We start from the raw sequence: 12545 nt of genomic DNA on the forward strand, positions 1-12545 counted from the left end.
TTTATTCACCAACCCTTGCCAATAAATCGATTTTCTTTAAGAGCCTTTTCGGTTTTGTCAAAATTTATACTGCCATCTAAATTTAGAACCACCTTAACATAACCAAACTTATCTACAACTTCAAGGTGATTTTTATGCAAACCGTCAAGATAAAATCCATCTTTTTTATTAATATAATCATGGTGAATCTTCTTAGTCACCCTGTATACAGATTGGCCTTGGTATTGGATACTCGTTTTTGTAGCTACATCCTCCAACACCTTCCCAAAGGAATTAAGTTGAAAAAATTCTTGAATTTTACTTACTGCAGTAATAGTGGGTTTGTACGAGAAGAGAAATATATCCAAATGTGCTGGAATCAGGTAACGCTTCTGTTTTGACGACATGTACAAGAACAAAACAATAACAGTAAAAAATGTAAATAAGTTCTTATAAAGAACATTATCCATTGAAAACATCCTTTCCATGTAATTCATTGCCCTAGCAGTGCAGTAATAATTTATTCATACTAATTTCGTAACTTCTTTTATCGCTTTTCATTCGCCCTGAAATTAAACCGTAACAAGCCCCGTCACATATTAAGCGCTCATAACCTACAGTTGTTCGACACTCTTCTGGAAATTCCTTCATCTTACTTCTCATGTCTGTTATGTCAAACTTTAAATCCAAGAATAGAGATTAAGAACCCAAGCCGATAAAGCTTGGGTTCTGCAGGTAAATGTGGCTTTAAATCACTACTTCCGTACCAGCGACACACAGCACTCCACATGCGTTGAATGTGTAAAATAATCAAGCGCCTGTTCGCAATTATAACAGTGCTGTTCCTTTAAAACTCCTTCCCTTTGTACCACTAAATGTGTACGTGCACCGATTGTTTTTTGCCAAGTTCGAATGAATCCGTTTCGCCCAAAGCAGGCATGCAAATCACTTCTGTGTGTCTGCCTCGTGTGTCTAAGATCCTGTAACCATGATATACTATTAAGGAATGGAGTTGATTGCATATGAATGAACTTCTAGATCCTCGAAATGACTTTTTATTCAAACACATATTCGGTAGTGAGGAAAACCCGGGATGTGCTGCTAGCCTTCTTGAACAAGACCTTTATAGAAGCGGAAAGACCCCCTTTGACGGAGATCATCTTGCTGAATCCCTATACCGAAAAGGATGCGCCTCGCGATAAACAGTCCATTTTGGACATTCGAGGCAAAATAGCCGACGGGGGAACTTATTAACGTTGAAATGCAATTATTTAACAAATACGATACCGAGAAGCGTACAATGTTTTATTGGAGCAAACTATACAGCAGCTTCAAGAAGGCCAGTCTTATAAAATGCTCAAAAAATGTGTGACCATAAACATCCTGAACTATTCATTTTTGCCCAATAACCAGTATCATAACGTGTTCCATCTACGTGAAGATCGAAGCGGCCTGCCGCTTATAGATGACTTAGAACTGCATTTTCTTGAATTCCCCAAGCTTGGTGACCATGCTGCTCCTGTTGAGAGTGGTGGATTAGTCAATTGGTTACTTTTCTTAAAAGGTGTCGATAAATCCAATTTGGAGGTGCTGACGATGAACGAGCCCGTATTGAAAAAAGCAATGGACACATTGGAATTTCTTAGTCAGGATGCCGAAGCACGCCGATTGTATGAAGACAGGCAAAAGTATATGCATGATGAAGCTTCTATGATTGAAGGAGCTCTGGCTGAAGGTGAAGCTCGCGGTGAGAAAAAGAAAGCGATCCAGATGGCTCTGGAGCTTCTCAAGCATGGGGTGGATACAGCTGTCATAGCTAAGTCCTCCGGGCTGTCTGAGGAAGAAATCATCGCCTTAAGAAAACAGTGATAAAATCGATAAAAGGACCCGGCGATATGAAAGCTAACGACGGACTTACTGAAATAAGCACCTCTCCCTCATGCTAGCGAAGCATTTTGGAAAGGTGCTTTTCTTGTGGCATAGCACCCTCAGATAAAATTTGCTGGCATACAGAAAATAAGTATAGACGATAGCACCTTCTCCATATTTTTATAAAATCAAACCCCTGTATTCCTGTGCTTGATACAATTTACCCAACACCACGAATTTGTCCTCGAAGGAGGTACGTTTCATTGGCGCTCCATATTGGGAGAAGCTGAGTCTATTTGAATTCGATCACAAGCGGAGTCTGTTCCGGATTGCCGGTAGCAGGCGCTCTGTCGTAAGACTTCCAGCCCGTTATCAAAATTTTCTTATTATCGGGACTCCAGTCCATTTGGGACAATACGAGTCCTTTGTAGACCAATTTCTCCTTGATCATGTTATGGCCCTGCAGCTTTGCGACGTAGAGAGATTCTTCGTCCTTTGCATATGCGATCGTTTTATTATCGCCGGACAGGCGGAAAGTACTGACCCCCGCAGACAGTGCGACCGTATTCTCATCCCGCTCGTCGTAGAGCGTCAGGGTGTTTTTGGCGTCGAGGAAAATAATTTGGCTGTCGTTCACATAATCAAACTGCCGCTCGCTGGCCGAATGTTCGAACTTGCGGGTCCATTTATCCTCCGTAACCGCTCCGAGAGTAACATACGAACCATCTTCGCCTATTCGCCCCATCAAAGCCGTGCTGCCGTCGTCCGCAAATTTAACCGAAATCACCGTATATTTGCTATCGCGTTTCAACGCCCGTGGAGCGGGCGCCTCGCTGTTTTCCTGCCATCTCGGCAGAGGAATTTCCTGCGATGTCCGGCTATTCATGTCGTACACGACAATGGATTCGGTCCCGTACTCTCTGCTTTTCACCGTAAAAGACAAGTACCGGCCGTTGTTGGACCAAGTCATGGCGCTGGTAATCCCTTTCCCTTTATCCGGTATCCCGGGGGCGAAGCTTTGCGACGTGTTTAGATCGAGTATGTACAAAGTCTCCCCGGTAGGGGACTCGCCCGTATAGGCCATATATTTCCCGTCGGGAGAAGGTTTCCCGGTCTGCGCATCCCCCGCAAGCGGGGTCAAACTCACAGCGGACAAATTCCGGTAATCCACCAGTTGAATATCCTGTTTCGTCTCCTGATTCTTATAAGAACCGAGCAGAAGGCGGGAAGACATCCATCCCCATACATCCAGCGCTTTATTTCCGGGTAAGGCGAGTTTGTAAATTTTGTTCGTTTCAAAATCGGTGCTTTCCTCTTCCGTATGCGCCTCTTCCGCCGTGTCTCCCATCACGATGGTTTTCGCCGTCGGCGAACCCGCGCAGCCGGCCAGCAGTGCTAATGCCGCCAGAAGAAGCGGCAAGCTCAGCATAGACCGTCTTTTCATCATGCCTCCCCCTCCCCCGCCGCCTCGCAAGGCAATTCGATGATGACTGCCGTCACCTGTTCGGCGCTCCTTATCCCGATTGTACCGCCGAGCCCGTCCACAATCGCTTTGCTGATGCTCAGACCCAGACCGCTGCTGCCGGCTTCCCCGTCGGCCGGTCCGCTTACCCGGTAGAACGGCTCGAAAATTTTAGCCAATTCTCCCGACGGGATCGTTTCCCCTTCGTTCTTCACGGAAATCCGGACGAGCCCCGGCAATTTCTCGGCTTTGACATGAACCGTGGACGGAGACCGGCCGTATTTGATCGCATTGTCGATAATATTGATGTAAAGCTGCCTGATTTTAGCCGGGTCCGCGACCAGGGACAGGTTTTCGTCCGCCTCACACTGAATGAATTTGTTGTACTTCTGGGCTTTCAGCAGCATTCCGTCGCATACGTCACGCAGAATAAGGCCCGGTTCGACCGTTTCCGCCGCATCCTGTCCGCCGGTTTCCCTGGATAAGGTGAGCAGTTGAAGCACCATTTCGTGCAGCCGTTTGCTTTCACTGACGATATGATTCATTCCTTTGGCAAAAAAAGCTTCGTCCCGGCTGCCTACTTCACGGATAAGCTCAGCGTACCCTATTATCGAAGTAAGAGGCGTTTTCAGTTCGTGCGTGACATGATCGAAAAATTGCTTCCGATGCCGGTTCAGTTCTTCCAGTCGGTCTCGATCCTTCTTGATCCGCTGAATTTGTTTCTTGATCTGCACGATCATATTGCCGAAGTTGTGCGCAAGCTGGCCGATTTCATCTTTTCTGCGGAAACCGATCTTGATATTCAAGTTGCCGTTCGTCACTTCCGAAGACGCTCTAGTGAGCTTGATGAGGGGTATCGTTATGTTTCTGGACAGCAGATAGGAAAAAACAAACCCCGCAATAAAAATGGCGATCGTCACGGAAGAGAAAACGTCCAGAATGTGTTTTCTTTGTTCGTACAGCAAAGAAAAATCTTTGCCGAACCGCAGAATGCCGACTTTCTTGCCTTCTACAATAACCGGATAGGCATAAAACACTTCCGCCTTCTGGTCCGTATATCGGATCCGGTAGGCTGTTTTTCCGACCAGCGCATATTGCAGATCGTCCGGGTTCGCCGACAAAAACTTCGCTTCGTCCGAAGCAAAGATCAGATCTCCCGCAACCGAATAAGCGCTCGTATGGCTGGAGGTGACATGGTTCAGATCCCGGACCATCTCTTCCGCCATCTGCTGGAAGTACACGTCATCCGTGTTGAAATGGTTAATCAGAAACGCCTGTTTGACGTAAATGCTGCTGTTGTTTTTGAGCTGGATCAAATCCTGGGTAATGATTTTTTCATTGCTGGTTTCAATGATCCGGACAACGAAATGATGGAGCAGCAAAAAAGAAACGGAGAAGATGACGAACAGCCCGATCAGAAATTTGGCTCGGATGGTCCAAAACATGCCGCTAATCCACCTGTTTTTCAAATTTGTATCCCACCCCGAATACCGTCACGATCAGATCGCCCGCTCCCAGTTTTTTGCGCAGCCGCTGAATATGGATGTCCACCGTTCTCGTATCTCCCGTATAATCGTAGCCCCATACGAAATCGAGCAGTTCCGTCCGGGTAAAAATTTTGCCCCTGTACTTGCACAGCGTGAGAAGAAGATCGAATTCTTTCGGGGTCAGATCGACATCCTCGCCGCCGATTCTGACCGTTCTTTCCTGCTCGACGATTTCGACGTCCCTGAACCGGATCACGGCAGCCGCCGGTGCTTCCGGCAGTACGTTCGCTTGGCTGACTCTCCTCAGCACTGTCCGGATGCGGACGGCCACCTCGCGCAAATCGAACGGTTTCGTAATGTAATCGTCCGCCCCGTATTCAAGCCCTTGAATCTTGTCGGTAATATCCGATTTGGCCGTAATCATAATGATCGGGATTTTATAGGTGGCCGTAACCTGTCTGCATACTTCGAGCCCGCTCAAATCCGGCAGCATCCAGTCGAGCAGAAGCAGATCAGGCCGCACCCGGCCGATCTTAAGCAAGCCTTCCGCCGCCGAATGAGCGGTAAAAGCCTCAAACCCTTCCCTGTTCAGCCCATAGGCAAGCAAATCCGCAATAGCTTCTTCATCTTCGATGATTAACAGTCTGGTCTTCTCTCTGGTTTTCTCCATACCTTCACTCCGTTCTAGATGAAATCGTAGCACAACCGGTGCCGCCGTTACCAGAAGCTTATTTACATTTATTTGCATCGGCAATACAAAAAAGCCGTCCGTCCGCTTCCCTGCAGACAGATGGCTCCATTTTAGTTTACTCGTATTTGCGGAAGGCAGTTGTTTAACCCCTTCCGTCACAAGCCGGTGCGTTCCCTTAGCGCGATTTTTTAACTTCCAAAGGCTATTCCCGATCAATCAGACAGGCTGCCGCCAAACCGATGCACAAAATCGAAGCGAGCAGAAGGAACGTAACGGGGTAGCTGAAGCTTTTCATAAAAGAAAGCGACAATACCGGACCAAAGCTCGTTCCCGCAAACAAAACGAACGTATAGACGGACACCGCTATTCCGCGCTGTTTACCGCCTAACTGGCCGACGAGAGAAACGAGTGAAGGAACCGCCAGCGCGATGCCCGCCACGAAAACGAGGCTTACGGCGACGAGAAGCGGCAAGCTCGCGATCAGCCCCATCGAGGCCAAGCCGGCTCCCGCCAGGACCAGCGACCCGCGCAGCGTCACGCGTATTCCGAGGCGTTTCGAGACACGTCCGGCAAACGGCGACAAAAGCATGGCCGCGATTCCGATGGACCGCACAACCAAAATACCCTGTTTATCCAGACCGAAGGGAGCGCCGCTTAAGTAGCTGCCCAGTACCGTATACATACTGACAAAGGACATGAGCAGAACGAAAGCGACCACATAACTGAGCACGAGCTGCTTGCGGACAAAAACTTGCCCGACCTGCCGGACCGGCTCCCAAATACTCGCGTGGGCCTGTTGAATGCCTCCTTTTGGAAGAAAAACGTAAACCAGAACCGCAGTCAGTGCGTAAACGCCGGCAAGCACATAAAATACCGCGTTCCACCCGTATTGTTCGATGATAAGACTGCTGACCACCTGTCCCACGATTCCGGCCGTCAAAAAGCCCGTGCTGATAAAGCCGATCGTCGTTACGCGTTTTTCCGCCGGATACATTTCCACGGCATACGCAAGCGCTACCGGAGAAAAAGTGGCTGCCGCCGCTCCTTGGAGCCCCCTGAGAATCACAATCCAAGCAAACGAATGGACCAAGGCCAAAAGGAACGAAATAAGCGTCAAAACGAGAAGTCCGGTGAAAATAACCTTCTTTCGTCCGTATTTATCGGACAGAGCGCCATAAATGAGGCAGCCTAGGGCAAAGCCGATCGAAAACGTGCTTCCCGCAGCGGCCGCCTCCGTCGGCGTTATGTCATAAAGCCGGGCAAAAACCGAAATCAGGGGAATCGTCACATACAGACTGGACATGACCGCCAGGCCGGACCAGCACAAAATCACGGTCATAAGGGAATAGTTTCTGCGCACGACAGAAGCATTCGTAAGTGGAGCTTGATTATTCATACTTCACCTCAAGTTGAATGAATATAATACGGTTATATAATTAGATTATCTAACTACATGACTAAAAAAATTATCTGCCGGTTCCGAGCCGTTTTTCTATGCCTCTGTTAAGCTTAACGAGCATCTTATTAAACAGCTCCCGTTCCTCTTTATCCAATTCATCGACGAGGGACGCGCAGGTGGACCAGAATACGGGCAGCACCCGCTTAACCAACCCGCTTCCTTCGGGACTAAGCCGGATATGTGTCATTCGCCCGTCTTTGCTGTACGGCTCGCGGATGATCAAATCTCTCTTGTCGAGCCAGTTCAATAAGGACGTCACCGAGGAGCGGCGTATTCCGAGCCGGTCCGCAATGGAAGAAGGGGTAACGAGCTCTTTATCTTGATGAAGGGAGATCAGCAGCAGAATATCCATCTTGCTCTCCGTAATGTCGTAATCGGATAAATGAATATCCATCACATCGAGAACACTGTCCCCTAGCCAAAGCATGAGGAGACCTGTAAGAGCGGAATCGGGGTCCGTATCGGAATTCGCGGTGCGTTCCAGCAGATTCCGGTAAGGCTTCGTTCCCAGTTTCGGCAGCTGCTGTTCGGTCGTATACTCCTTGGCGGGTTTTCTGTTCACGTTCATATACCTCCCTTCTTCGTTATCCGCCTTATCGTTGTTCGATCATTCCAGGTGCAGTTTTCATCGTTCCTGTTAGTTAGATAATCTAATCAAAATCACTATAACGTATCGTTTCCGTTTTTGCAAGCGTGAACGTGAGGATAAAAAAACCACCTGTCCGCTCCAGACGGACAGATGGCCAGACTTTTTATTTTAAGCTCGTAACCCGGTAGAGGATCACGGCCGCTTCCGCTCTGGTTGTCAAGCCGTAAGGCATAATGCCCGTTCCGCTGCCTTCGACGAGTTTTTCCCGAACGAGGGCGCCTGCGCTCTCCACCGCGTAAGGAGCAAGTTCGGAGGCATCCTCGAAACTAGCCAGATCCTGGGCACTGCCTGGCTGAATGCCGTAACCGGCCGCGTTAAGCGCACGGACGATAAGTGCCATCATGTCTTGTCTCGTGAGGAGCGCGCTGGGATCGAACGTATCCGGACCGGTGCCTTCCGTGATGCCGAGCGCTTTCGCAGTTCCGACCGCATCGTAATAATAGGCGTCGGGTTTTACATCCCCGAAGCGGCTCGCCGTGTCGGCCTTCAAACCGAGCGCCCGCACGAGCAGCGTCACGAATTCGCCTCTCGTAACCGGACGTGCCGGTTCGAACGTGTCGCCGGTGACGCCTTGTATGACGCCTTTGCCGGCGAGAAGTTCTATCGCGTCTTTGGCCCATGCATAGCGGCTGTCCACGTCCGCGAACGTCTTTCTCGCAGGTTCAGGCTTCGGCTCCGGTTCCGGCTTTGGCTTGCCGTCCGGATTCACAGGCGGCTTGGTGCCCGTGACAGGCGGAACCGTAGTCACCGGCGGCAGGGATGAGCCGCCGTCTCCTCCGGAAGAGCCGCCGCCGGACGATCCATTATCTTTCCGGATGTCGATCTGCACCGCATCGGAATTAGTACGTACTCCGGCAGCTTTAATGACAAAGGTGTAGCTTTGCTGCGGATCAAGCTTGCCCAGCTCTAGCTTGTAGGTGCCGGAATTGGCATCGGCCGGCACATATTCGCTCCAGAAGGGACGGATTTTATCGTCCTTCTCGTAAATCCGGTATCCTTTCACCGGCTCTTTGGAGTTCTTCGGAGCGTTCCATGACAGAACCGCCCCGCCGCTTCCGTTTTGTACGGCGGCATTTTCGACCTTCGCCGGTTTCTCGTCGGTCCGTTTAATGCCGTACTCGTCATACGGCTTGACGTCTTCCCCCTTGGCTGCCGTGTACGACGTGAATTTCATCACGTCTTTGGACACCGAAACATCGGTGAACATCTTTTTGAAAGGCTGCTCGTTGATCTTGGCGAAATAATCGTCGTATCCCTTGTATTTCTCGTAAAATTTGCTTCCCACCGTATTCGTCATCAGATAAACCGTTCCCGGTGGATTGAGGGCATTGCCTGCTCCATCGTCCTTGATGTCTTTTATAGGAACATCGTTCAGCATCTGATAAGATCTCATATACATGTGATCGTGGGCTTCGAATACGACATCAATGCCCATTTGATCCAATGCCGGAATTAAGTGTTTCTTGTAGAAGGCGATCCGTTCGCCTTCCCATTCCCCGGCATTGTCACCGGCCGAATAGGGCCCTTTGTGTAACGAAACGAATTTCCACTTCTTGTCGGTCCGGGCTACAATGTTCTTCATCCACTCCAATTGGGCGGTGAATTCCGGGTCCACCCACTCCACCTGTCCGTTGGAATCCAGTCCCCCTTCGAACTGGGTGTTGAACTGGATAAACAGGGCGTCACCGTATTCGAACGAATAGACCGAGCCTTCATGGGTACCCGGGACGATCTGCTTGGGCAGATTAAAATGATAATAAAAGTTGTTGTTTTCGGTATTCTCGTCACCCTCGTAGTCGTGAACCTCATGCCCGCCTAGGATCGGTACGTAAGGCGTGTGAGCCAGCTCATTCTTGGCCGTATCCAGCAGCCACTGCCACTGCTGCTCCAAATCCCCGTTGTCCACCAGGTCCCCCGTAACCATAAAAAACTTCGGCTGGCCGGCTTTGTCCACCGCTTTACGGAACGTATCCTGCCATAATTCGAAGGAAGACTTGCTGGACCCTTGAGAATCCGATCCCACAATAAAGCGGAAATCTTCGTCGGCGGCTTCGTCCGTCGTAAACGATCCGACCGGTCCCCAGCCGTCCGGGTCGCCGTTGCCCGCCCGGTACTTGTATGCCGTGCCGGGCATAAGCTTGTCGGCCGTTACTTTATGGCTGGCGAATTTCGTCTTATTGCCGGTATCCCGGTCGCTTTTGACGAAATAAGTTTCTATGACTTCCGTGCTGCCGGAGTATGAGGAAGCTTTTGCTTCCGGGAACACGCCGCCTTTCATTTCGGAAGCTTCGATGACCTGAACCACGGTTCCCGAAATGTCTTGGGGTGTATACCAGGCAAAGCCCATCGATGTTTTCGGGTCCCCGTTAAACGTCATGTTCAGCAGCTTCGGCGTTTTGGGCGAGGTTCGGGTCTTGAAGCTCCAGGTGATATCCTCGGCAAGCGGATGCCCGTCCTCGGCTCCTTTTACAAGCTCTTTCGGAAGCAAGACCGTGTAAGTCTTTTCATACGCAAAAGGGGTATGCTTGATAACCAGTGTATCGCCGGATACTTGGAGAGAGGTTTCGGACATGTTTCCGTTCTCGTCCGCTACGATTGCCTGCTTTCCGTTTTCCAGAGCGATTTTTTTATTGAATTTCACGGACACTTCCCGGTCTGCCGCAATTTCTTCCGACTTGTCTCCCGGAAATTCCGCTACTGCCACCGTGGGCTCCGAAATATCCGAGCCGCTGATGCGCTCTCCTTTCACTTCAACGGCGCGGATCCGGCTCGAACCCGATCCGCCGATGCCCGGCCCGCCGGACGTTTTTTCGTCGGAGCTGACGATCCAGCGGATATACAGCATAGGCCGGTTATCCGCTTCGGAAGGAAGCGGCAAATCGTTCAATTTGCAGGAATCTCCGCTGCAGTTGTACGACGATTTGGCCATCACAAGATCGGCCACGGTGGTCCATGTCCGCTTGTCTTGGCTGATCTCGACTTTAAAATTCCGCGGTCCCGATCCGGAAGAGTTTTGCTGGGACGACAGGGTGATGCTGCGGAATCCTTTGGTCGGGACGGCAGCCAGCCAGTACTTGACCCCGTTCCCTTCATCCCAGCCCTGATAGCTCAACGTGTCGTCTTCCACGTACTCAAATACGCCTCCGGAGTTGCGGAATGTGGATGCGGTGCCGTACACTCCGCCCGTCGAACGATAAATTCCGTTGTCGCCCGCACCGGCGTTCCGGAAATTCCATTGACCCAGGGACGGACGGTCTACTCCGTATGTAGCGGTGAAAACTCCCTGGTCGGGCTGCACATCCCCCGATCCCCGCTGCTCCGCAATTGGTTCGGCAGGCGCTACCGCCTGCTGCGGCGCAGCAGCGGCAAACAGGCTGCCCGCCGTACTTGAAAACAGGACGGCAAACACCGTCAGTACCGTTAAAACGTGATAAAACTTCTTGCTCAATCGCATGGCATTTCCACACATTCCGCTCCCACATCCCTCTCTATTGTCTAGAAGAAAAGGGCCTGCATAAAGCAGGCGCTTTTCGCTCGTTGCTTGTTATTGGCCGGGTGTCCACCAGTTGCCGGAAACGACTATCATACTCAGAAGCCGGATGCTGTTATCGAAATAATAGCTGTCCGAGGTTGGCGAATCGACGATGTCGCTCCACAGTTTGTTCAGCCACTGCTGATTGGACGAGTCTATCATCGCGCTTACCGCAAACGGTGCCGTAAACGCGATCGCGTGATCGGATTTTTTCACATTGCCCTTCAGATCATAGCCCGAACCGATTTTGGCGGGTTTGCCGCCCGTTGCGGACTGAATCCAGCCGTTCATCTGGCGGAGCTGCTCCAAAGCGCGGGTATCGCCGCTGATGAGATAATCCGTGGCTATTCTCCATGGTGTACGACTGGAGTTCCAGCTGTATTCGTCATCCGTCGGCTCTTCCAGGTATTTATCCGGAGCCGGTGCGTATGTTCCGTCCGATTTGCGGACGACGAAATCCGGAAGCAGCCCTGTTTTCGGCGAGTGCTTTTTATATACGGAGTTGATGATCTTGTAGGTCGTATCACTTACTTTGTCCCAATTAGCATTGCCGGTCGCGTCCTTGAACGCTTTGAGTTGATGGAGCATAAAATCCGACGGACGCGCGCCCGGTCCGTACTTCGAATCGCTGTCGGAGGCCCAGTCGCCCAGCTTCAGATGAAATTGTTTGGCGTGCACGTCGCGCTTCAGGATCGCATTGATCATCTTGACGGCTTCACTCTTGTAGTTGACCTCCCCCGAACTGCCCCACTGTTTATCGGCGAGAAGCAGCGAATAAGCGATGTCCAGATCCCCGTCCGTCGCAGAGTAGGAACCCGAGCTGTCCACAATGTTGCCCGATGAGTCTTTGGCCTGCTGCCAAGCCATCAAAGCGGGATCGGCCGAACTCGGATGAGCTTTATAAAACCGGTACAGGCCGTCGAAATAAGTTTGCGCACTGGCCTCGTGCCCCGCCATATATGCGTTAATGAGCATCCCGTAGCCGTGGCCTTCCGAGCAGGACACCACATTTTTCGGATCGTCCACGATATTTTCCCGGTTATAAAAAACATAATACTGGTTCGAAATTTTCGGATGCTTGATGAGGTATCTGGATTTCCATTCGTCATATTTTTTCTTTACCTGCTGGTCCATCTGATCCTGTGTAAAATGGTTGGGCTTAATCGTGCCGGAGGTGTAGGAAACGTGCTGAGGAAACGGCTTCAACGCGGTTGCGGCAATCGAAACGTTGGAACTCCCCTCATAAACGGGTTCGGTCTGGATGGATGAAGCCGGTACGTTTTCCTGAGCGGAAGCCGTCACCGGTCCTACTATCAAAGTGCCTAACAGACAAGCGCAAGTGCTTAATTCCAGCAATCTTTTCTTCATAGACCCTTCTCCTCTCAAAATTGCGTTCGTTATTCGGTAAACATCGCTG

General features: G+C 50.5%; 8 protein-coding genes and 1 pseudogene. 1 reads left to right on the forward strand and 8 read right to left on the reverse strand.

Going from position 1 to position 12545, the window contains the following annotated elements; translation table 11 throughout:
- Positions 1 to 5 precede the first annotated feature (5 nt).
- Entirely contained in the window at positions 6 to 449 is a 444-nt protein-coding gene (locus KVT34_RS12060; RefSeq protein ID WP_217559315.1) for a hypothetical protein, read from the reverse strand.
- Between the two features lie 552 nt (positions 450 to 1001).
- Between KVT34_RS12060 and KVT34_RS12065 the strand changes: the two are divergent.
- Positions 1002 to 1848, forward strand: a pseudogene (locus KVT34_RS12065) (Rpn family recombination-promoting nuclease/putative transposase).
- Positions 1849 to 2140: 292 nt separating this feature from the next.
- Here the strand turns inward: KVT34_RS12065 and KVT34_RS12070 are convergent.
- From KVT34_RS12070 to KVT34_RS12100, 7 genes are all read right to left on the reverse strand, one after another.
- Entirely contained in the window at positions 2141 to 3295 is a 1155-nt protein-coding gene (locus KVT34_RS12070) for a TolB family protein (RefSeq protein ID WP_254634787.1), read from the reverse strand.
- A complete protein-coding gene (locus KVT34_RS12075) occupies positions 3292 to 4755 on the reverse strand; it encodes a sensor histidine kinase (RefSeq protein WP_217558873.1) in 1464 nt (487 codons plus the stop codon). Before KVT34_RS12075 ends, KVT34_RS12070 begins: the two co-directional genes overlap by 4 nt.
- A 4-nt stretch (positions 4756 to 4759) precedes the next feature.
- Entirely contained in the window at positions 4760 to 5467 is a 708-nt protein-coding gene (locus tag KVT34_RS12080; RefSeq protein ID WP_217558874.1) for a response regulator transcription factor, read from the reverse strand.
- Positions 5468 to 5690: 223 nt separating this feature from the next.
- On the reverse strand, positions 5691 to 6884 hold the full coding sequence (locus tag KVT34_RS12085; RefSeq protein WP_217558875.1) for an MFS transporter: 1194 nt from the start codon (positions 6882 to 6884) through the stop codon (positions 5691 to 5693).
- 70 nt (positions 6885 to 6954) lie between these two features.
- Positions 6955 to 7515 (reverse strand): MarR family winged helix-turn-helix transcriptional regulator, encoded by a 561-nt coding sequence (locus tag KVT34_RS12090; protein ID WP_217558876.1) that lies wholly within the window; start codon positions 7513 to 7515, stop codon positions 6955 to 6957.
- A 184-nt stretch (positions 7516 to 7699) separates the two neighbouring features.
- Complete coding sequence (locus tag KVT34_RS12095; protein ID WP_254634788.1) at positions 7700 to 11044, reverse strand: S-layer homology domain-containing protein; 3345 nt, start codon at positions 11042 to 11044, stop codon at positions 7700 to 7702.
- 96 nt (positions 11045 to 11140) lie between these two features.
- Positions 11141 to 12496: a family 8 glycosyl hydrolase gene (locus KVT34_RS12100; RefSeq protein ID WP_217558879.1), complete on the reverse strand. Its 1356-nt coding sequence runs from the start codon at positions 12494 to 12496 to the stop codon at positions 11141 to 11143.
- Positions 12497 to 12545 lie beyond the last annotated feature (49 nt).

This window comes from Paenibacillus sp. GbtcB18 (assembly GCF_019091125.1).
Taxonomy (GTDB): domain Bacteria; phylum Bacillota; class Bacilli; order Paenibacillales; family NBRC-103111; genus Paenibacillus_F; species Paenibacillus_F chitinolyticus.

Bases quoted from the DNA above. Each gene is read 5' to 3' on its own strand.
- KVT34_RS12075 (WP_217558873.1), bottom strand. From the start codon at position 4,755: ATGTTTTGGACCATCCGAGCCAAATTTCTGATCGGGCTGTTCGTCATC.
- KVT34_RS12080 (WP_217558874.1), bottom strand. From the start codon at position 5,467: ATGGAGAAAACCAGAGAGAAGACCAGACTGTTAATCATCGAAGATGAA.
- KVT34_RS12090 (WP_217558876.1), bottom strand. From the start codon at position 7,515: ATGAACGTGAACAGAAAACCCGCCAAGGAGTATACGACCGAACAGCAG.
- KVT34_RS12060 (WP_217559315.1), bottom strand. From the start codon at position 449: ATGGATAATGTTCTTTATAAGAACTTATTTACATTTTTTACTGTTATT.
- KVT34_RS12085 (WP_217558875.1), bottom strand. From the start codon at position 6,884: ATGAATAATCAAGCTCCACTTACGAATGCTTCTGTCGTGCGCAGAAAC.
- KVT34_RS12070 (WP_254634787.1), bottom strand. From the start codon at position 3,295: ATGATGAAAAGACGGTCTATGCTGAGCTTGCCGCTTCTTCTGGCGGCA.
- KVT34_RS12100 (WP_217558879.1), bottom strand. From the start codon at position 12,496: ATGAAGAAAAGATTGCTGGAATTAAGCACTTGCGCTTGTCTGTTAGGC.